Origin of the sequence: Micromonospora orduensis (assembly GCF_006228125.1) — a bacterium.
Lineage (GTDB): Bacteria > Actinomycetota > Actinomycetes > Mycobacteriales > Micromonosporaceae > Micromonospora > Micromonospora orduensis.
The window spans coordinates 1-19529 of record NZ_VDFY01000236.1; the positions used below are offsets into that span (position 1 = coordinate 1).

At 72.3% G+C, this 19529-nt stretch carries 18 protein-coding genes; 6 read left to right on the plus strand and 12 right to left on the minus strand.

What is annotated here, in order from left to right; all coding sequences use genetic code 11:
• Positions 1-126: 126 nt before the first annotated feature.
• Complete coding sequence (locus tag FHG89_RS26785; RefSeq protein ID WP_139587186.1) at positions 127-1206, minus strand: amidohydrolase family protein; 1080 nt, start codon at positions 1204-1206, stop codon at positions 127-129.
• Positions 1207-1357: 151 nt separating this feature from the next.
• Between FHG89_RS26785 and rpsD the strand changes: the two genes are divergently transcribed.
• Positions 1358-1969 carry a 30S ribosomal protein S4 gene (rpsD, locus tag FHG89_RS26790; protein ID WP_167517535.1) on the plus strand — a complete coding sequence of 204 codons (612 nt, stop codon included), beginning with the start codon at positions 1358-1360 and terminating at the stop codon, positions 1967-1969.
• Between the two features lie 210 nt (positions 1970-2179).
• Here rpsD and FHG89_RS26795 read toward each other — a convergent pair whose 3' ends face one another.
• The 9 genes from FHG89_RS26795 to ftsY form a co-directional block, all read right to left on the minus strand.
• Positions 2180-2758, minus strand: a complete 579-nt coding sequence (locus tag FHG89_RS26795; protein WP_139587188.1) for a Uma2 family endonuclease — start codon at positions 2756-2758, stop codon at positions 2180-2182.
• 66 nt (positions 2759-2824) lie between these two features.
• Positions 2825-4381 carry a signal recognition particle protein gene (gene ffh / locus FHG89_RS26800; protein WP_139587189.1) on the minus strand — a complete coding sequence of 519 codons (1557 nt, stop codon included), beginning with the start codon at positions 4379-4381 and terminating at the stop codon, positions 2825-2827.
• Between the two features lie 171 nt (positions 4382-4552).
• Complete coding sequence (locus FHG89_RS26805; protein WP_139587198.1) at positions 4553-5209, minus strand: response regulator transcription factor; 657 nt, start codon at positions 5207-5209, stop codon at positions 4553-4555.
• Positions 5206-6360 carry a sensor histidine kinase gene (locus tag FHG89_RS26810; protein WP_244295886.1) on the minus strand — a complete coding sequence of 385 codons (1155 nt, stop codon included), beginning with the start codon at positions 6358-6360 and terminating at the stop codon, positions 5206-5208. Before FHG89_RS26810 ends, FHG89_RS26805 begins: the two co-directional genes overlap by 4 nt.
• Before the next feature lie 277 nt (positions 6361-6637).
• Complete coding sequence (locus tag FHG89_RS26815) at positions 6638-8914, minus strand: [protein-PII] uridylyltransferase (protein WP_139587190.1); 2277 nt, start codon at positions 8912-8914, stop codon at positions 6638-6640.
• Positions 8915-8931: 17 nt separating this feature from the next.
• The gene (locus tag FHG89_RS26820) at positions 8932-9270 is read right to left on the minus strand and encodes a P-II family nitrogen regulator (RefSeq protein WP_172862163.1); all 339 of its coding nucleotides are present in this window, start codon (positions 9268-9270) and stop codon (positions 8932-8934) included.
• A gap of 25 nt (positions 9271-9295) precedes the next feature.
• On the minus strand, positions 9296-10708 hold the full coding sequence (locus tag FHG89_RS26825; RefSeq protein ID WP_139587191.1) for an ammonium transporter: 1413 nt from the start codon (positions 10706-10708) through the stop codon (positions 9296-9298).
• Between the two features lie 199 nt (positions 10709-10907).
• On the minus strand, positions 10908-11771 hold the full coding sequence (locus tag FHG89_RS26830) for an aminoglycoside phosphotransferase family protein (protein WP_208761122.1): 864 nt from the start codon (positions 11769-11771) through the stop codon (positions 10908-10910).
• Positions 11772-11777: 6 nt separating this feature from the next.
• A complete protein-coding gene (gene ftsY, locus FHG89_RS26835) occupies positions 11778-12962 on the minus strand; it encodes a signal recognition particle-docking protein FtsY (protein ID WP_139587193.1) in 1185 nt (394 codons plus the stop codon).
• Between the two features lie 83 nt (positions 12963-13045).
• Between ftsY and FHG89_RS26840 the strand changes: the two genes are divergently transcribed.
• The 5 genes from FHG89_RS26840 (at position 13046) to FHG89_RS26860 (ending at position 18042) form a co-directional block, all read left to right on the plus strand.
• Entirely contained in the window at positions 13046-14773 is a 1728-nt protein-coding gene (locus tag FHG89_RS26840; protein WP_139587194.1) for an alkaline phosphatase D family protein, read from the plus strand.
• A 9-nt stretch (positions 14774-14782) separates the two neighbouring features.
• Complete coding sequence (locus FHG89_RS26845) at positions 14783-15223, plus strand: MarR family winged helix-turn-helix transcriptional regulator (RefSeq protein WP_244295888.1); 441 nt, start codon at positions 14783-14785, stop codon at positions 15221-15223.
• A gap of 128 nt (positions 15224-15351) precedes the next feature.
• Positions 15352-16971: an MDR family MFS transporter gene (locus tag FHG89_RS26850; protein ID WP_139587195.1), complete on the plus strand. Its 1620-nt coding sequence runs from the start codon at positions 15352-15354 to the stop codon at positions 16969-16971.
• A 10-nt stretch (positions 16972-16981) separates the two neighbouring features.
• Complete coding sequence (locus FHG89_RS26855) at positions 16982-17476, plus strand: universal stress protein (protein ID WP_244295890.1); 495 nt, start codon at positions 16982-16984, stop codon at positions 17474-17476.
• 44 nt (positions 17477-17520) lie between these two features.
• On the plus strand, positions 17521-18042 hold the full coding sequence (locus FHG89_RS26860) for a DinB family protein (protein ID WP_139587196.1): 522 nt from the start codon (positions 17521-17523) through the stop codon (positions 18040-18042).
• Between the two features lie 7 nt (positions 18043-18049).
• Here the strand turns inward: FHG89_RS26860 and FHG89_RS26865 are convergent, their stop codons facing one another.
• Positions 18050-18670 (minus strand): HAD family hydrolase, encoded by a 621-nt coding sequence (locus FHG89_RS26865; protein WP_139587197.1) that lies wholly within the window; start codon positions 18668-18670, stop codon positions 18050-18052.
• The coding region (locus FHG89_RS26870; RefSeq protein ID WP_167517536.1) for an AAA family ATPase at positions 18670-19529 on the minus strand (860 nt) is incomplete at its 5' end. The genes FHG89_RS26870 and FHG89_RS26865, both read right to left, overlap by 1 nt.

Consider the following 19529-nt stretch of genomic DNA (forward strand, 5'->3'; position numbering starts at 1 on the left):
GAGTAGTTGCCTCCGGCGTCGTGGGATGCCACTACATCCAGGATCAAGCGCGATCTTGCGGCGCGCCCGCCGGCGGCGACGAGCGGGGCGGCACGCGCGGGGCGGGCACGCGCGGGGGCGCGGCGGTTAGCGGAGGACGCGGCCGCGCAGGATCGTGCGGGACGGGGCACGGACGACGCGCAGGTCGCGGCGGGGGTCCTCGGGGTAGACGGTCAGGTCGGCGAGGCCGCCTTCAACCAGGCCGGGGAAGCCGAGCCACTGCCGGGCGCCCCAGGAGGCGGCGGCGAGTACGTCGGTCGCGGGCATGCCGGCCCGTTCGTGCAGCAGCATCATCTCCTCGGCGGCGAGCCCGTGGTCGATGCCGCCGCCGGCGTCGGTGCCGACGTAGATGGGTACGCCCGCCTCGTGGGCGGCGCGCACGACCTCGGGGAAGCCGTCGCGCAGCGCGAGCATGTGGTCGGCGTACCCGGGGAACTTGGCCCGCGCCTGTTCCGCGATCCCCCCGAACGTGGCGATGTTGATCATTGTGGGGATCAGCGCGGTGCCCCGCCGAGCCATCTCGTCGATCAGGTCGAGGCTGAGCCCGGTGCCGTGTTCCACCGAGTCCACGCCGGCCCGCACCATGATCTCGACAGCCGATTCGGAGAAGGTGTGCACCGCGGCGCGTACCCCGGCGTCGTGCGCCGCCCGCACGGCGGCGGTGAGGGTGTCGGCGTCCCAGGCGGGCGCGAGGTCGCCCACGCCCCGGTCGATCCAGTCACCGACCAGCTTCACCCAGCCGTTGCCGGCCCGCGCCTGCGCGGCCACCGTGGCGACCACCTCGGTCGCGTCGACCTCCACGCCGATGTCGCGCAGGTAGCGCTTCGGCGGGGCGACATGCTGGCCCGCGCGGGCCAGTCGCGGGAGGTCCGGTTCGTCGTCGAGTTCGGGGTACGGGTACGGCGAACCCGCGTCGCGGATCGTCAGCACACCGGCGTCCCGGTCCACGCGGGCCAGTTCGCGGGCCTGGTCGAGGGAGGTGATCGGGGCACCACCGCGGGCGATGCCGATGTGGCAGTGCGCGTCGACCAGCCCCGGGAGGACGAACCCGCCGTCGACGACCGTCTCCGCCCCGGGCACCGGGGTGAAGGTCACCCGGTCGCCGACCAGCCAGAGATCCCGGACCTCGTCGTCCGGCAGGAGCACACCGCGCACATGCAGAGCCATGTGCACAGTCCTACCGGATCACCCGCCGCCGGGCCGCGCCGGGCCGGACCCGCCCCGGCGGTCACCCCGGCAGGCTCACCCGGATGGGGTGGGGCGGCCTCACCCGGTCCCGGTGGACGGTGGTCGGACCCCGAGAGGTCAGGGAGGAAAGATGGCTGTCCGGACGAAGGTACGTCCCTCGCCCACGGACGAGTTCCCGCTGCACCCGGCGTACGGCACCCTGATGCGTCGCCAGCGGCACCCGATCGGCGTCCGCGGCGGGCCGCGGCGCGCCCCGCGCGGGTTCGCGCTGAGCGACACCGACCAGCGGCAGGTCCGGGCGACGTACGAGCTGCGCATGCGGCAGTTGGCCCGTGCCGTGGTGACGGCCGGCCGGCAGCCGGGCGACGCGACGGAGAACCTAGTCGGTCAGTTGGAACAGCGGATCGACGCGCTGGTGCACCGGGCCGGCTTCGCGCCCTCGGTCGACGCGGCGCGGGATCTCGTCGCCCACAACACCTTCACCGTCGACGGTGGCAAGGTCAACCGGCCGTCGTACCTGGTCCAGCCGGGGCAGACCATCGAGGTGCGCCCGGACCGACAGTGCCGCCGGCCGGTCGCGATCGCCGTGGCCGAGCGCGCCGGGGGCGACGCGCCGCCGTACCTGGAAATCAGTTCGGAGCGGCTCACCGCGACCCTGACCCGGGAGCCGCAACGGCAGGAGGTGCCCGCGCTACGGGACATCCCCCTCGCCGTCCACCCCGACGAGGAGGTCGCGCGATGAGCATGCCGATTCCGAACGACCGACGGGTGCCCAACTACCTGCGACAGACTGGCCGGCCTGAGCTGACGCCGCGGCAGCGGCGCCGCGCCGAGCACAAGGAGACACGGCGGGAGAGCCTCCTTGGTCAGCGTCCACCGAAGCGGTCGCGGAGCCGGTGACCGGTGCCGGGTGGCGGCACCCACCGCCACCCGGCGGAGGTGGGGCCAGGAGCTACTCCCCCTGGCCCGCCAGGAGCGCCGCGCGCCGCGCGGTCAGCGCCGGGAGGTCCACCGCAACCTTCCACGGTCGCTCCGTGACGAAGACGTCGTCGGTGTGCGCGGCCGCCTCGTACTCGCCCTTGGGGCCGAGGACGAACTCGGTCAGCGTCATCCGCTCGCGCAGTGGGTCGACCACCCAGTAGGTCTGCACGCCGGCGTGGGCGTAGACCCGCGCCTTGTCGTACATGTCGCGGAGGACCGAGGTCGGGGAGATCACCTCGACCGCGAGCAGGGCGTCCTCCACCGGCACGGTGCTGCGGTCGGCGTGCTCCCGGCGGATCGCGACCACGTCCGGCCTGGGCTCGTTGCGCCGGTCGACCCGCATGGAGAGGTCGATGCTCACCAGGTACTCGGGCGGACAGTTGATACGGAGTGCAAGCAGGATCTCGACACAGAGGTCCTGGTGCAGGGCGGTGGGGGACGGAAAGATCAACCTTCCGTTGATCAACTCATACGGAAGGTCCGTCGGCAGGTCGCCGAGGTCGTCGACCGTCCACTCCGATCGCTCGGGCAGGATTGGCGCCAGGGTCATGACCCTCCTTCCAGCGGGCGACATAACCGTAGGTGCTGGTCCGTCGCCCACCGCCACCGACACGCGTCAGCGCGGGCGGTTGTCGCCCTTGCCGAGCTTGTTGAAGTCGATCTTCGGGAGCTTGAAGCCGGGCGGCAGACCCTGGCCCGCGGCGAGGTCGTTCGGGTCCATGCCCGGCGGGAGCTGCGGCATGCCACCCGGGAAACCGCCCGGGAGCCCGGCACCAGCACCGGTACGCGGACGACCGCCGCCCTTGGTGCCCTTGCGCTTGTTCTTCGGCGACTTGGTCGCCTTGCGCCGGCCACCGCCGGGTAGGCCCATCATGCCGCCCATCTGCTTCATCATCTTCTGCGCGTCGGCGAAGCGGTTGAGCAGCTGGTTGACGTCCATCACGGTGACCCCGGAGCCGTTGGCGATGCGGGCCCGGCGAGAACCGTTGATGATCTTCGGGTTGGTCCGCTCGCCCGGGGTCATCGACCTGATGATCGCGGTGACCCGGTCGAAGTGGCTGTCGTCCAGCTCGGCGAGCTGGTCCTTCATCTGCCCCATGCCGGGCATCATGGCCAGCACGTTGGCGATCGGGCCCATCCGCCGGACCGCGATGAGCTGGTCGAGGAAGTCGTCAAGGGTGAACTGCTCGCCGCCCATCAGCTTGGCGGTCATCTTCTCCTTCTGATCGGAGTCGAAGGCCTGCTCGGCCTGCTCGATCAGAGTGAGGACGTCGCCCATGCCGAGGATCCGGCTGGCCATCCGGTCGGGGTGGAAGACGTCGAAGTCCTCCAGCTTCTCGCCGGTGGAGGCGAACAGGATCGGCTGCCCGGTCACCTCGCGCACGGACAGGGCGGCACCACCGCGGGCGTCGCCGTCGAGCTTGGAGAGCACCACGCCGGTGATGCCGACGCCGTCGCGGAACGCTTCGGCGGTGCGCACGGCGTCCTGACCGACCATCGCGTCGATGACGAAGATGACCTCGTCCGGCGAGACGGCGTCGCGGATGTCGGCGGCCTGCTGCATCATCTCGGCGTCGATGCCGAGTCGGCCGGCGGTGTCGACGATGACGATGTCGCGGGCGGCGCGCTTGGCGTGCTCGATCGAGGCGCGGGCCACCTGCACCGGGTCGCCGGTGCCGTTGCCGGGCTCCGGGGCGTACACCTCGACGCCGGCCCGGCCACCGAGCACCTGGAGCTGCCCGACAGCGTTGGGGCGCTGGAGGTCGGCGGCGACCAGCAGCGGCTGGTGCCCCTGGGCCTTGAGCCAGCGGGCCAGCTTGCCGGCCAGCGTGGTCTTACCGGAGCCCTGGAGGCCGGCCAGCATGATCACCGTGGGCGGCTGCTTGGCGAACTGGAGCCGCCGGCCCTCGCCGCCGAGCACCTTGATCAGCTCTTCGTTAACGATCTTGATGATCTGCTGGGCCGGGTTCAGCGCCTGGGAGACCTCGGCGCTGCGGGCACGCTCCTTGACGGCCGCGATGAAGCCCTTGACCACCGGCAGCGCGACGTCCGCCTCCAGCAGCGCGAGGCGGATCTCGCGCGCGGTGGCGTCGATGTCGGCGTCGGTGAGCCGCCCCTTGCCGCGGAGCTTGGTGAAGATCCCGGACAGGCGGTCACTCAAGGTGTCAAACACGCGAACATCCCGTTTGTCAGTGTTCCGGCGGGCATAACGCGGCCGGCAGTGCGGAGTCCGGCCACCGCAAGGGTAACCGGCCCACCGCACGGCCGCTGTCGCCCGGCCCGGCCAGCGTCCCGGACGCCCCGGCCGTACACCGGGGCCGCCCGCGCGGGGCCGCCGGCGCCGTCAACCGGACACCAGCCCCGACTGGTACGCGAAGACGACGAGCTGGGCCCGGTCCCGGGCTCCCAGCTTGCCCATCGCCCGGCTGACGTGGGTCCTCGCGGTCGCCGGGCTGACCACCAACCGGGCCCCGATCTCCTCGTTGTTCAGCCCTTCGCCGACCAGGCCGACCACCTGGCGCTCCCGGTCGGTGAGCGTGTCGAGCCGGGGGTGCGGCCGGGGCGCCCGCGACGGCCTGGTGGCGAACTCCCGCACCACCCGACGGGTCACCGACGGGGACAGCAGCGCCTCACCCTCGGCCACCAGTCGGATCGCGCGCAGCAGCTCCGCCGGCCGGCTGTCCTTGGTGAGGAACCCGCTCGCGCCGTGCCGCAGCGCATCGAAGACGTATTCGTCCAGCTCGAAGGTCGTGAGCACCACCACCCGCGTGCCGGTCAGGTCGGGGTCGGCGACGATGCGGCGGGTCGCCTCGATGCCGTCGATGCCGGGCATCCGGATGTCCATCAGCACCACGTCGGGCCGTTCCCGGCGGGCCAGTTCCACCGCCCGCAGCCCGTCGGCCGCCTCGCCGGCCAGCACCAGGCCGTCCTCGCTCTCCACAAGCGCGCGCAGACCGAGCCGGACCAGGTCCTGGTCGTCGGCGATCAGCACCCGGATCACGGGGCCGACCCCACCGGCAGGCACGCGTACACCCGGAAGCCGCCGTCCGGGGGCGGCCCGGCGGTGAGCCGCCCGCCCAGCGCGGTGACCCGTTCCCGCATCCCGGCGAGGCCGTGCCCGCTCTCGTCGTCGGCCGGATCCAGGCCGGCTCGGGTGGCGCCCGCGCCCCGGTCGGTGACCTCGACGGTCACCTCGTCGGGGCGGTACCCCACGGTCACCTCCGCGCGGGCCACCCCCGCGTGGCGCAGCACGTTTGTCAACGCCTCCTGCACCACCCGGTACGCGGCCAGGTCCACCGCCGCCGGCAGCTCCCGGGGATCACCGACCACGCGCACCTCGACGGTGAGCCCCGCTCCGGCGAGCCGGTCGCGCAACGCCGGGAGCCGGGCCAGACCGGGTACCGGCCCACGCTCCGCACCCCGTCGGACCGCGCCGAGGGTGACCCGCAGCTCATCGAGCGCCTCACGGCTGGTCCGGCTGATCGCGGTCAGAGCGACCTCGGCCTGCTCCGGTCGCTTCGGCAGCAGATGCAGGGCGATGTCCGCCTGCATGCTGATCGCGGCCAGCCCGTGCCCCACCACGTCGTGCACCTCCTGCGCGATGCGCAGCCGCTCCTCGTCGGCCTGCCGCCGGGCCTGTTCGGCGCGGTCGCGGGCCTGCTCCACCCGGGTGCGTGCGGCGGCCTCCCGGGTCACGCGCACCACCACCCCCACCGCGAACGGTACGACCACCCAGGCCGAGGCGGGCAGCACTCCCGTCCAACCCGGCGCCGGGCCACGGGAGAAGAAGACGTGGGCCAGCAGCAGGACGAACGCGGCACCGGCGGCGAGCGCGGCCGGGCGTACCGGCAGCCGCACCGCCACGCTGTACACCGCCACCAGGAACGCGAGCAGGACGGGGCCGTACGGGTAGCCGATCAGCAGGTACGTCGACGTGGCCACGGTGACCACGGCGAGGGTGACGACCGGAACGCGCCGCCGGACGCACAGGGCGAGCGCGGCGACGGCGATCAGCAGCCGACAGACGGTGTCCACCTGTCGCGACCCCGGCTGGTTGTCGCCGGCCAGGCCGGTGGCGAGCAGCCCGAACCCGAGCAGCACCAGGGCGAGCAGGGCGTCCGCCACTCTCGTCTGCCACCCGCTGCGCCACATGGCCGTCATTCTGCCCGCGCCGAGGGCACCCGTCGTGCGTCCGGCGGCGGCTCCGCCGCTACGTCCGCCGACGTATCCGCCGGGCCGGGACGGCGAGCCGCGCAGCGACACTCCGGTGAGCAATATGACTCTCAGGTATGAATATGACTCTGAGGTATATCGCTCATCGAGGTGGCCGGCTCGCGGGAGCGGTCGCGCCGGCGGTCGACGCGACACGCCGCCGACCGGACCGCCCGACGCGTGGCCCGGCGTGACCGGCGACGGCCAGGACCGCCGGTCAGACGGCGGCGAGGACGGCGGCCTCCAGGCGGGCCCGGGTGGCGTCGTCCGGCCAGCCGCCCACCAGGTAGAAGGCGTCCACCACGTCGCCGCCGAGGGTGGAGATCCGGGCCGCGCGGACCAGGGCGCCGGCCTCGTCGAGCGCGCAGGCGACCCGGTAGAGCAGCCCGGCGGCGTCGGCGGCGCGCAGTTCCAGGAGCACGGCGTCGGTGGCCGCCTCGCGGTGCCACACCACGCGGGGCGCCGCGCCCCCGCCACGACCGGCGAGCGCACGCCCGCGCAGCCGCTGGGTGACCGACACGTCCCCGGCGACGGCCCGGCGCAGGTCGGCCCGGAGTGGGACCGGGTCCGGTGGCAGCCCGTAGCGGGGTTGCACCCGGCACTCGACCAGGGCCCGGCCGTCGACCGCCGAGGCGTCCGCCGAGATCACTTCCAGCCGGTGCAGCGCCAGGCAGCCGGCCACCGTGGCGAGCAGCCCACGCCGGTCGGCGGCGGCCACCGCCACCCGGTCCTCGGCGAGGTGGACGACCGGCAGCGGCCCGGCCAGCAGTGCCGGGTCGGGAGCCGGCGGCTCGGGCAGTACGCCGGTGTCCAGAGCGGTACGGACCCGGGCGACCAGCTCGGCGACGAGCCGGCCCTTCCAGTCCGACCAGGCCGCCGGCCCGGTCGCCGCCGCGTCCGCGCGCACCAGCGCGTGGAGTAGGTCGAGCGTGCCGGTGTCCCCGACCGCCTCGGCCACCGAGGCGATGGTGACCGGGTCCGCCAGGTCCCGGCGGGTGGCCACGTCGGGTAGCAGCAGGTGCAGCCGCACCAGCCTGCCGATCAGCTCGGCCTCGGCGGCTGGCAGACCGATCCGGGTCGCCACCGCCTCGGCGAGCGGCACCCCGACCGTGCTGTGGTCGCCGGGGAGGCCCTTGCCGATGTCGTGCAGCAGGGCGCCGAGAAGCAGCAGGTCGGGGCGTTCCACCTCGCGGGTGTGCCGGCTGGCCTCGTGGGCGGTCTGCACCAGGTGCCGGTCGAGGGTGTAGCGGTGCACCGGGTTGTGCTGGGGCAGGCTGCGCAGGCGGGTCCACTCGGGCAGCCAGCCGTCGACCAGCCCGTACCTGTCACACGTCTCCCAGGCCGGCACCAGACCGGGACCGGCGCCGAGCAGCGTGGTGAGCGCGGCCCTCGCCTCGGCCGGCCAGGGTGCGGGCAACGGTGGGCAGTACGCCGCCAGCCACTCGCAGGTGGCTCGGGCGATCGGCAGCCGGGTGGCGGCCGCCGCGGCGGCGATCCGCAGGGACAGGCTCGGGTCGGGGCGTGCCCCGATCGCGGTCCGCGCGAGCACCAGCTCGCCGTCGTGTTCGACGACGTCACGGGCCACTGGGCGGCGAACGGGACGACCGTTTCCGCCCCGGGACCGGCCGGAACGCAGCCGGTCGGCGGCCCGGAAGGCGTCGTCCAGGGCGTGGCTGACCGTCCGGGCGTCCCCGGCGACACGGCGCAGGAGAGCGTCGCCGCCCTCCAGCCCCAGCAGCGCGGCCACGCCGTCGCGTTCCTGGGCGACCAGCCGGTCGACCCGCCGGCCGACCTGCTGGTGCAGGGCGTCACGGGTGTCCAGCAGACGCAGGTGGGCGGCGCGTACGGCGGGGCGCAGCGCGTCGGTGATGCCGGCGGCCGAGATCGCCCGCAGCAGCCCCACGTCGCGCAGGCCGCCGGCGGCCTCCTTGAGATCACCCTCCAGCAGGAAGGCCAGCTCGCCGTGGGCCTGCCAGCGGGCTTCGGTGACCTCCCGCAGACCGGGCAGGTGCCGCACGGCGGTGCGCCGCCAGTGGTCGGCGGCGGTACGGATCAGCGAGTCGGCCAGCGCCCGATCGCCGACCACCAGCCGCGCGTCGAGCAACCCGAGGGCCACCTTGACGTCGTCCTGGGCCACCGACAGCGCCTCGGAGACGGTGCGCACCGAGTGGTCGAGGCGCAGGCCGGCGTCCCAGATCGGATACCACACCGAGGCGGCCAGCTCGTCGGTGCCGGGCACCCCCGCGTGCAGGAGGACCAGGTCGAGGTCGCCGTACGGCGCGCACTGCCGCCGGCCCAATCCACCGACGGCGAGCAGCGCCACCCCGTCCCGTGCCGGCAGCAGCCCGCGCAGGAACGCGTCGTACGCGGCCGCCCGCCCCACCCGGGCGGCCTCCCCGATCCCCCCGCGTACGCCGACGACCTCGTTGATCAGGAGGTTCGCGTCGCCCTCATCGGCGTAGCCTGACGCGTTCTTCCCGATCAACGAGGTCATGTCAGTCGTGGTCGAGGTCAGAGGGCGTCGAGGCCGCGCTCGCCGGTGCGTACCCGGACGACCTCTTCGACACCGGTGACCCAGACCTTCCCGTCACCGATCTTGCCGGTACGGGCGGCGCCGACGATGGCGTCCACCACCTTGTCCACGTCGATCTCGTCGGTGAGCACCTCTACCCGGATCTTGGGCAGGAACTCGACCGTGTACTCGGCACCCCGGTAGACCTCGGTGTGCCCCTTCTGCCGCCCGTACCCCTGGACCTCGCTGACGGTCAACCCGGCCACGCCGAGGGCGTGCAGGGCCTCCTTCACCGCGTCCAGCTGGTACGGCTTGATGACCGCGGTCACCAGCTTCATGTCCAACCCCTCCATCCCAGGAACGTTAACCGGCGACCTTTTCGCTGACGGGCTCGGCGGGCTCGGCCTCCGGCCGGGCGCCACTCGTGGTGCCGCCACCGGGGGTGCCGATGCCTGCCATCGCGAACGCGCTGCCGGTGCCGCCGCCCGCCGGGGACAGGTCGTAGCTGCTCTCGGCGTGCTCGGCGATGTCGATGCCCTCGACCTCGGCCTCGCCCCGGACGCGGAAGCCGATCGTCTTCTCGATGACGAAGGCCAGCACCCAGGCGATGCCGAACGACCAGACGGTGACGATCAGGCCGGCCAGGGCCTGCCGCCCGAGCTGGGTCGCGCCGCCGCCGTAGAAGAGGCCGTCGGAGGCGCCCACCACGTCGCTGATCGCGGCGTTTACCGAGTTGGTGGCGAAGAGGCCGAGCCAGAGCGAGCCGATCCAACCACCGACGAAGTGCACACCGACCACGTCGAGCGAGTCGTCGTAGCCGAGCCGGTACTTGAGGCTGACGGCGAGCGCGCACACCACGCCGGCGATGATGCCGAGCAGGACGGACGCCCACGGTGCGATGAAGCCACAGGCCGGGGTGATGGCGACCAGGCCGGCGACGGCGCCGGACGAGGCACCGACCATCGTCGGCTTCCGGTCCTTGACCCACTCGACAGCGATCCAGCCGAGCACCGCCGCCGCCGTGGCAAGCTGGGTGTTGATGAAGGCGAGGCCGGCGACCGAGTCGACGGTCAGCTCCGAGCCGGCGTTGAACCCGAACCAGCCGAACCACAGCAGACCGGCGCCGAGCGCGACCAGCGGGATGTTGTGCGGCTTCATGCCCTCACGCGGCCAACCGAGCCGCTTACCGAGTACCAGGGCCACGGCCAGGGCCGCCGCACCGGCGTTGATGTGCACCGCCGTGCCACCGGCGAAGTCCAGTGCGTGGATGTCGCCGCCGATGATGCCGCCGCCCCACACCCAGTGCGCGACCGGGAAGTAGACGAGGGTGGCCCAGCCGAAGGCGAACAGCAGCCAGCCGGCGAACTTGGCCCGGTCGGCGATGGCACCGCTGATCAGCGCGACGGTGATCACCGCGAAGACCATCTGGAAGGCCATGAACACGTAGAGCGGGACGCCGATGCCGCTGGGGTTCTCCGCCGTGGCACCCCACAGGTCGGTCTCGGCGAGGAAGGTCTTGGTGCCGAGGTACGCGCCCGGGTCACCCCAGAAGCCGTTCACGTCGGTCCCGAAGGCGACGCTGAAACCGTAGAACCACCACAGAATAGAGATGAGCCCGATGGCGGAGAAGCTCATCATCATCATGTTGAGTACGCCCTTGGCCCGGTTGAGGCCGCCGTAGAACAGCGCCAGTCCGGGGGTCATGAGCAGCACGAGCGCGGTCGAAACCAGCAGCCACGTGGTATTGGCGCCGTCGATCGTCGGTGCTTCAGGCACGCTGGCCTCCTAAAAGGTGAAGTCCTCCTTCGCGGCTTTCCGGGGCAGCGTCGCCCGTAGGCCGGTTGCGCGGAAGCTTCGCGGCCGGCTGTTTCACCCAGTGTCCCGTGCCGGTTTCCGTTTCGTGACGGGTTGTTTCGTACGTGTCACGAAGTCCGCACAGTCGGCGGCATGGACGATGGTGGATCGTTCGAACGGCTCAGCGGAGGGCGTTCTCCAGGGCGTGCCGCTCGTAGTCGAGCAGCCGCAGGTCGCGCATCGGCCGGCGCAGGTGCCCCTTGTGCACGATCCGGACGAACGCCGGCTCACCGGCGGCCGCCATCCGACGGATCCCCTCGACGTGGTCCACGATCCGCTTGCGGATGGTGCGGATCAGCCGGTGCCGGTCCCTGGGGATCAGCCCGTACGCGTCGGCGAAGAGGCGCAACCGGCGCGGCCGGTCCGGACGCTTCCAGCCCAGGGTGATCGAGTCCCGGTCCGCGAAGATCGGCACCCACGTCCAGGCCGCGTACGCCACGTCGTAGATGCGGGCGCCGGGCGACGCGAGGTCGAAGTCGATAAGCCCCAGCGTGCCGTCGGGACGCCAGATCACGTTGTGCGGCGCGGCGTCGTGGTGGCAGATCACCTCGGTGTCCGGCGGCGGCGGCCCGAACGAACGCCAGACCGCGCCCGGCGGCGGGGTGAAGCCGTACTGCGCGTCGTGGAACATCCGCAGCATCGTGGCGACGGTGACCAGCGCCTCGTCGGTCACCCAGTGGGCGGCGAGCGGATACTCCCCGCACTCCCCCTCCAGGTACGACAGCACCTCGCGGTTGCGTTCGTCCATGCCGAGCGCCTTGGGCGCGCCGGTGAACCCCACGTACTCCAGGTGCCGCAGCAGGGCGTGCACGGACGGGGTCCACGGTCCGGCGTTGCGACGGACCGTGTCCCCGACCCGGACAACGGTGCTCACGTTGCCGCCGTGCAGCGGGATCTCCTGCGAAGTCACGTACGGTCTCCCGAGGCGCTGCGAGGGGTGGCCGGGGTCGCGCCAGCCCGCGTACGCGCGATCGTCGGTGGTCACCAGAGACTACGCGTCCCGTCCGGTGGCCTCGGTCCCCAGCAGCGCGTCGACGAACTGCGCGGGGTCGAACGGGGCCAGATCGTCCTTGCCTTCGCCGAGCCCGACGAGCTTCACCGGGATGCCGAGCTTGCGCTGCACGGCGATCACGATGCCACCCTTGGCGGTGCCGTCGAGCTTGGTCAGCACCACGCCTGTCACGTTTACCACCTCGGTGAAGACCCGGGCCTGTTCCAGGCCGTTCTGCCCGGTGGTGGCGTCGAGGATGAGCAGTGTCTCGTCGATCGGCCCCTGCTTCTCGACCACGCGCTTGACCTTGCCCAGCTCGTCCATCAGGCCGACCTTGTTCTGCAGCCGGCCGGCGGTGTCGATGAGCACGGTGTCCACGCCGGTGTCGATGCCGCGTTTGACGGCGTCGAAGGCGACGCTGGCCGGGTCGGCGGCCTCGGGCCCCCGGACGGTCTCGGCGCCGACGCGGGACCCCCAGGTCTCCAGCTGGTCGGCGGCCGCGGCCCGGAAGGTGTCCGCGGCGCCGAGCAGCACGCTGCGGCCGTCGGCCACCAGCACCCGGGCGATCTTGCCGCAGGTGGTGGTCTTGCCGGCGCCGTTGACGCCGACCACCAGCACGACGGCCGGCACGCCCTCCTTCGGGGCGGTCCGCAACGAGCGGTCCATGCCCGGGTCGAGGGCGTTCACCAGCTCGGCGGCGAGCAGCGCGCGCAGCTCGGACGCCGAGCGGGTGCCGAGCACCCGGGTCCGCTCGCGGAGCCGGTCGACGATCTCCCGGGTGGCGTCGACGCCGACGTCGGCGCTGATCAGGCTGTCCTCGATCTCCTCCCAGACGTCCTCGTCGAGGTGGTCGCGGGCGAGCAGGCCGAGCAGACCCTTGCCGAACACGTTCTGTGAGCGGGACAGCCGCGAGCGGAGCCGGACCAGCCGCCCGGCGGTCGGCTCGGGCACCTCGACGGGGGGCGCCTCGATGACCGGTGGCGGCTCGACCAGGACACCTGTGGACAGATCGGACTCGGGTGCCTCGACCGGCGGGCCGGCGAGATCCTCTTCGGCCCGGGTGTCGACCTCGGTGCGCGGCAGCGGGGGCTCGGGCCGCCGCCGCAACCGCGGCACGACCAGCCCGACTGTGCCGGCGATCAGCACACCGAGCAGGACCAGAGCGAGGACGAGATATTCGGCCATGCCGGAATCCTGTCAGATGGCGGCGACGGCGTCCCAGCCACCGCACCCGGCTGGTGCCGGGAACCGGCGGTAGGCTCGGCGACATGCCCGCCGCACACCTCCTCATCGGCCCACTCCTGCGGCGAGTCGTCGACACCAGGGCGACCATCTGGGTGGAGACGGCGGCGCCCGCCGTGGTCACGGTCCGCACCGCCAGTGGCGCCACCGGCACCGCGCCCACCTTCTCGGCGTACGACCACCACTACGCCCTCGTCGTGGTGCAGGGGCTCACCCCGGACAGCGCGACCACCTACGAGGTGCTTGTCGACGACGAGCTGGTCTGGCCGGTCCCGAGCAGCGGCTTTCCGCCGAGCGTGATCCGCACCCGGGCGGTCGACGACCGGGACCAGCCGGTCAACCTGATCTTCGGCTCGTGCCGGGAGACCACCCAGCACTCCACCACCCGCAAGCTGCCGCCGGACGCCCTGGACGCGTACGCCCGGCGGTTGATGGCCGACCCGGAGTCCAACGCGCTGCCGGACCTGCTGGTGCTGCTCGGCGACCAGGTCTACGCCGACGTCACCTCCCCGACGGTGCGGCGGCTGCTGCGTCGGCGCCGGCGGCGGCCCAAGGGCGCCCCGGCCGACCAGGTGGTGAGCTTCGACGAGTACACCAAGCTGTACCTGGAGTCCTGGCGCGATCCGGAGATCCGCTGGCTGCTCTCCACCGTGCCGAGCGTGATGATCTTCGACGATCACGAGATCATCGACGACTGGAACACCTCGGCGGCGTGGCGGGCCGAGATGCGCGAGCAGCCGTGGTGGCAGGAGCGGATCGGCAGCGGGCTCGCCTCGTACTGGGTCTACCAGCACCTGGGCAACCTCTCCCCGGACGAGATCGCCGCCGACCCGGTCTTCGCGAAGGTCGCCGCCGCCGAGGACGCCACGGGTGTGCTGCGCGAGTTCGGGCACCGGGTGGACCAGGAGTCCGACCTCGCGCACGACACCGAGCGCTGGCGCGCGGTGCAGTACCAGTGGAGTTACGCCCTGGACCTGGGCCGGACCAGGCTGGTCATGCTGGACAACCGGTGCAGCCGGGTGCTCGAGCCGGGCAGCCGGGCGATGCTGCCGCCGGGCGAGTGGTCCTGGTTCCTCGACCAGGCGCATGGCGTCTACGACCACCTGGTGGTCGGCGCCTCGCTGCCCTGGCTGCTGCCGCAGGGCATCCACCACATCGAGGCGTGGAACGAGAAGTTGGCGGACTCGCGCCGGCCGTGGGTGGCGCGCGGGGCGGAGAAGCTGCGCCGCGCTCTGGACCTGGAGCACTGGGCGGCGTTCCGGCGCTCCTTCGAGGCGCTGGCGGAGACGTTCTCCCGGATCGGCACCGGCACCCCGAGGGAGTCCGGCGCGCGGGTGGGCGCCGGTCCGGCGTACGCCCCGCCGGCGTCGATAAGCGTGCTCTCCGGGGATGTGCACCACTCGTACGTGGCCCGGGCCCGGTTCGCCGACCCGGCGGTGGTCACACCGGTGCACCAGCTCACCTGCTCGCCGATCCACAACCAGGTGCCGACCGGCATCCGTCCGTTGATGCGACTGGGCTGGTCGCCGGGTCCGGCCGGAGCGACCCGGGCGCTGGCCCGTTCGGCGGGTGTCCGCCGGCCGGGGGTGCGCTGGCGCAAGCTGGCCGGTCCCTACTTCGGCAACGCGGTGGCCACGCTGACGCATGAGGGGCGTGGGGCGGACGTGACGATCGAGGGCACCACGAAGGACGGGCACCTACGGCCGGTGATGCGGCGCCGACTGTCGGCAGCCGGCGAGCGGACCGCGTCGTAGTCTCTAGCGGTGGATGAGCACCTGCCGGAGCCGATCCGGGCGGTCGAGCACGAGTTGACCGCCCTGTTGCGTCGTGGTCGGGCGGTTTCGTGGGAGATCGCCCGGGAGGTGCATCCGAACCTCGAACCGAACACCTACGGGCTGCTGCTCTGGCTGCGGCGCAGCGGGTCGATCCGGTTGACCGAGTTGGCGGCGCGGCTCGGTGTGGGCAAGGGGACGCTGAGCCGGCAGATCAACGCGTTGGAGGTCCTCGGCCTGGTCCACCGCGACCCGGACCCGAGTGACCGGCGGGCCGCGCAGATCAGCCTCACCGAGGAGGGGCAGCACCGGTTCGACGTGGCCCGGGCCGCCCGGTTGGGGGAGTTCCTGCGCGCCCTGGACGGCTGGCCGGACCGGGACGTCGAGGAGTTCGCCCGTCTGCTCGGCCGGTTCAACGACTCCTGGCAGTGACGCCGCGGGGTGGGAATGAACTTCCAACCCCACAGGTTGTTGCTTCGGGCAACTAGTTCCAATGGTTGCCTCAGGCAATACTCCGGCGGCCCACCGCTTTCACTCAACTCCTCTCGGAGGCAGCAACGATGAGCCAGGCGACAGCGCCCACCCGGGCGACCGGCGTCGACATGACCCACCGGCAGATCCTGCAGGCACTCTCCGGCCTACTGCTCGGCATGTTCGTCGCGATCCTCTCCTCCACGGTCGTCTCTAACGCGCTGCCGCGGATCATCACCGAGCTGCGCGGCGGTCAGTCCGCGTACACCTGGGTCGTCACCTCGGCCCTGCTCGCGACCACCGCGACCACCCCCATCTGGGGCAAGCTCGCTGATCTGACAAGCAAGAAACTCCTGGTCCAGATCTCCCTGGGGATCTACGTGCTGGGTTCGGTGCTGGCCGGCGCCGCACAGGGCACCAGCGAGTTGATCGCCTGCCGGGTCCTCCAGGGCATCGGCGCCGGGGGCCTCACCGCACTGGCCCAGGTGATCATGGCGACCATGATCGCGCCGCGCGAGCGGGGCCGCTACAGCGGCTACCTCGGCGCCGTGATGGCCGTCGGCACCATCGGCGGCCCCCTGATCGGCGGTGTGATCGTCGACACCTCATGGCTCGGCTGGCGCTGGTGCTTCTACGTCGGCGTGCCGTTCGCCATCGCCGCGCTTGTCGTGCTCCAGAAGACCCTGCACCTGCCGGTCGTGAAGCGGAAGGCGCAGATCGACTGGTGGGGCGCCACCCTGATCACCGCGGCCGTCTCGGTGCTGCTGATCTGGGTCTCGCTCGCCGGCGGCCAGTTCGCCTGGGCCTCCTGGCAGAGCGTCGTCATGGTGGTCGGCGCCCTGGTGCTCGCCGCACTGGCGATCCGGGTGGAGACCCGGGCCGCCGAGCCGATGATCCCGCCACGGCTGTTCCGCAACCGCACCATCACCCTGGCTGTCGTCGCCAGCATCGCGGTCGGCGTGGGCATGTTCGGCGCGTCGGTCTTCCTCGGCCAGTACTTCCAGATCAGCCGCGGCCAGAGCCCGACCATGTCCGGCCTGATGACCCTCCCGATGATCCTCGGCCTGCTGGTGTCCTCGACGCTGAGCGGCCGGATCATCACCCGTACCGGCCGCTGGAAGCGGTTCCTGGTGATCGGTACGGCACTGCTCACCGCCGGCTTCGCGCTGATGGGCACGCTCCGGGCCGACACCAGCTTCACCCTGCTCAGCGTCTACATGGCGCTGGTCGGCATCGGCCTGGGCATGACCATGCAGAACCTGGTCCTCGCGGTGCAGAACACCGTCGGCACGCACGAGCTCGGCGTGGCCAGCTCGACTGTGGCGTTCTTCCGCAGCCTGGGCGGCGCGATCGGCGTCTCCGTGCTCGGCGCGGTGCTCGCCCACAGGGTCACGGGCTACACCGCGGAGGGCCTGGGACGGCTCGGCATCTCCGCATCCGGCTCGGGCAGCGGTGGCGTCCTGCCCGACGTGCACACCCTGCCCGGCCCGATCCGGGCAGTGGTGGAGAGCGCGTACGGCCACGGCGCCGGTGACATCTTCCTGGCCGCCGCGCCCTTCGCGCTTATCGCGCTGATCGCGGTGATCTTCATCAAGGAGGTGCCGCTGCGCCAACACAACAGCTCTCCGATCGGCGCGGAGGCCGAGCGGGAATCGACCATCCCGGGCGGCGCTGGTGCCGCCATGGTCCGTACCGGCGAGCAGAGGTGAGAAAGCAGCCATGAGCGTGGGAGCACCGGACCGCGAGGAGTACGGCCCCAGGACCCGTCCGCTGCCCTTCGAACGCGGCACGGACGGGCCCCGGGTGGTCCTGGTCGGCGTCGACGGCACCCGCACCTCGGAGCGGGCCGGCTGGTACGCCGCCGGCCTGGCCCGCCGGCAGGGCGCCGCGCTGGTGGTGGTCTTCGTCAGCTCGACGAGCGGGCTGAGCGCCCTGGTGCCCGGGATGGACGCCGGCGCGGTGCAGCGAACCCACGACGAGTTGGCCGACGAGCTGCGCCGGGAATGCCGACGTGGGGCCGAGGAGCTGGGTGTGCCGCTGACGTTCCTGTGCCGGCGCGGCGACGCGTACGCCGAACTGTGCGCGGCCGCGGACGAGTTCCAAGCCGACATGGTGGTCGTGGGGGCCTCCGAGCAGGCCGGTCACCGGCTGGTCGGCTCTGTCGCCACCCGTCTGGTCCGCACCGGGCGCTGGCCTGTCGTCGTGGTACCCTGATAACCCGTCGCGGGGTGTCGGGGGTGGCGGGCAGGATGCGCGGCATGACCTGGACCGCACCGGAGACCACCCGGACCCCCGAACCGTACGTCGGCGACGAGCGCACCATGCTCGACGGCTGGCTCGACTACCACCGGCAGACACTGCTGCTCAAGTGTTCCGGCCTGACCGAGGAGCAGTTGCGCACCCCGAGCGTGGAGCCGTCCGGGCTGACGCTGCTCGGCCTCGTCCGGCACCTGGCCGAGGTGGAGGCCTGGTGGTTCCGGGAGAACTTCGCCGGGCAGGCCGTCGACTACCCGTACTTCACCCCGGAGACCCCGGACGCCGACCACGATGTCAGCGCCGCCGACGCCGAGGCCGACTTCGCCATCTTCCACCGGGAGGTGGCGCTGGCCCGCGAGGCCGCCGCCGGCCACTCCCTCGACGAGACCTTCACCGAGGTCAGTCCGAAGAAGCGCACCTTCAACCTGCGCTGGGTGTACGTGCACATGATCGAGGAGTACGCCCGGCACAACGGTCACGCCGACCTGATCCGGGAACGCATCGACGGCGTCACCGGCGAGTGACAGGCGTTCAGTAGTCCAGGGCCGCCCGCAGGTAGCGCAGGTCGGCGTGGCCGCCCCAGCGGTGCGCCGACAGCCCGGCCGCGCGGGCGCCCCGTACGGCCCAGTCCTCGTCGTCGACGAAGAGCACCCGGGCCGGCGGGGTGGCCAGCGCCTGGCAGGCGGCCTGGAAGTACTCCGGGGCAGGCTTGTGCACGCCGAGCGTGGAGGAGTTGACCACCACGTCCAGCTCGCCGACCAGCCCGAGCGCGGCCAGGTCGGCGTCGAGCAGGTCGGTGGCGTTGGTGGCCAGGCCGACCCTGATCCCGGCGGCGCGTACCTCCCGGACGAAGTCGAGCACCTCGGTGTCCACCTCGCCCCGGTAACGCTGCCACTGCTCCACCGCCGCACGGGCCCGGTCCGGGCCTCCGGCCGGCTCGGCCAGGGCGTCGGCCACGCTGGTGACCCAGTCGGCGTGGGTGACCTGCCCGGTGAGCACCGGCTGAAGCCGGCCCCACTGCATGGCGATCTCGGTGAGCACCCCGTCGGCGAGGCCGTGCTCCCGCTCCACGCCGGCGGCGACCGCCGGGTCGAACCGGCGCAGGACGCCGTCCAGATCCAGCAGGAGCGCCGTTGCGCGTTCCCGAGCCACTACCCGTTCTCCTCGCCGCGGCTGTGCCGCTGGTCGTCCTCGTCGGCCCGGTTGAGCCGTTGGCTGATCACCTGCGTGACCCCGCTGCGCATGGTCACGCCGTAGAGCGCGTCGGCGATCTCCATCGTCCGCTTCTGGTGGGTGATGACGATCAGCTGACTCTTCTCCCGCAACTGTGCCAGCAACGTGATCAGCCGGCCCAGGTTCACGTCGTCCAGGGCCGCCTCCACCTCGTCCATGATGTAGAACGGGCTCGGCCGGGCGCGGAAGATCGCCACCAGCATGGCCACCGCGGTCAGCGACCGCTCGCCACCGGAGAGCAGCGACAGGCGTTTGATCTTCTTGCCCGGCGGGCGGGCCTCCACCTCGACGCCTGTGGTGAGCAGGTCCTCGGGGTCGGTGAGGATCAGCCGGCCCTCGCCGCCGGGGAAGAGCACGGTGAACACCTGCTCGAACTCCCGGGCGGTGTCCTCGAACGCGCTGGCGAAGACCTCCAGGATCCGCTCGTCGACGTCCTTGACCACGGTGAGCAGGTCCCGCCGGGTGGCCTTGAGGTCCTCCAACTGCTCCGAGAGGAACTTGAAGCGCTCCTCCAGCGCGGCGAACTCCTCAAGCGCGAGCGGGTTGACCTTGCCGAGCAGGGCCAGTTCGCGTTCCGCCTTGGCGGCCCGCTTCTCCTGCACCGGCCGCTCGTAGCGGACCGGCTCGGGCACCGGCAGCCCGTCCCGTTCGGCGATCGCCACGTCGGCCTGGGTGGGCGGGACCGGCTGGGTGGGGCCGTACTCGGCGACCAGGCTCTCCACGTCCAGCCCGAAGTCCTCGGCGGCCTTCGCCTCCAACTGCCCGATGCGCAACCCCT

Bases quoted from the DNA above. Each gene is read 5' to 3' on its own strand.
- FHG89_RS26795 (WP_139587188.1), bottom strand. From the start codon at position 2,758: ATGACCCTGGCGCCAATCCTGCCCGAGCGATCGGAGTGGACGGTCGAC.
- FHG89_RS26855 (WP_244295890.1), top strand. From the start codon at position 16,982: ATGAGCGTGGGAGCACCGGACCGCGAGGAGTACGGCCCCAGGACCCGT.
- ftsY (WP_139587193.1), bottom strand. From the start codon at position 12,962: ATGGCCGAATATCTCGTCCTCGCTCTGGTCCTGCTCGGTGTGCTGATC.
- FHG89_RS26850 (WP_139587195.1), top strand. From the start codon at position 15,352: ATGAGCCAGGCGACAGCGCCCACCCGGGCGACCGGCGTCGACATGACC.
- FHG89_RS26810 (WP_244295886.1), bottom strand. From the start codon at position 6,360: ATGTGGCGCAGCGGGTGGCAGACGAGAGTGGCGGACGCCCTGCTCGCC.
- FHG89_RS26840 (WP_139587194.1), top strand. From the start codon at position 13,046: ATGCCCGCCGCACACCTCCTCATCGGCCCACTCCTGCGGCGAGTCGTC.
- FHG89_RS26860 (WP_139587196.1), top strand. From the start codon at position 17,521: ATGACCTGGACCGCACCGGAGACCACCCGGACCCCCGAACCGTACGTC.
- FHG89_RS26815 (WP_139587190.1), bottom strand. From the start codon at position 8,914: ATGACCTCGTTGATCGGGAAGAACGCGTCAGGCTACGCCGATGAGGGC.
- FHG89_RS26785 (WP_139587186.1), bottom strand. From the start codon at position 1,206: ATGGCTCTGCATGTGCGCGGTGTGCTCCTGCCGGACGACGAGGTCCGG.
- FHG89_RS26820 (WP_172862163.1), bottom strand. From the start codon at position 9,270: ATGAAGCTGGTGACCGCGGTCATCAAGCCGTACCAGCTGGACGCGGTG.
- rpsD (WP_167517535.1), top strand. From the start codon at position 1,358: ATGGCTGTCCGGACGAAGGTACGTCCCTCGCCCACGGACGAGTTCCCG.